The sequence below is a fragment of the Pseudoalteromonas sp. BMB genome (assembly GCF_001709235.1).
Classification (GTDB): domain Bacteria; phylum Pseudomonadota; class Gammaproteobacteria; order Enterobacterales; family Alteromonadaceae; genus Pseudoalteromonas; species Pseudoalteromonas maricaloris.
The window spans coordinates 1-262 of sequence record NZ_MBQA01000039.1; the positions used below are offsets into that span (position 1 = coordinate 1).

Annotated in this window: 1 protein-coding gene; it reads left to right on the forward strand. The window is 43.5% G+C overall.

The genetic code is table 11. The annotated features are described in order from the left end of the window. A partial coding sequence (locus tag BB427_RS24380; protein ID WP_175401231.1) for a hypothetical protein occupies window positions 1-262 on the forward strand: 262 nt, incomplete at both ends.

The following is a 262-nucleotide window of genomic DNA, read 5'->3' on the forward strand; positions in this document are numbered from 1 at the left end:
GCTACACGGTGTATATTAGTGTAAATACGAATAAAGGCCACCGTTACGTTACCTACTATCCTGGCACCTCAAAGCCTGTATTGAATGGTCAGTATGCATCTTATTATCTACCTACATCGACCAGAAGTGGCACATGGCAGACTGTATCTCGTGATCTTCAGGCTGATCTTGAAGCGCTTGAGTCTGGCACTATAATCACCAATGTAAATGCCTTTTTAATCCGTGGTTCAGGCAAAATTGGTGAAGTGCGTTTATCGGGCTT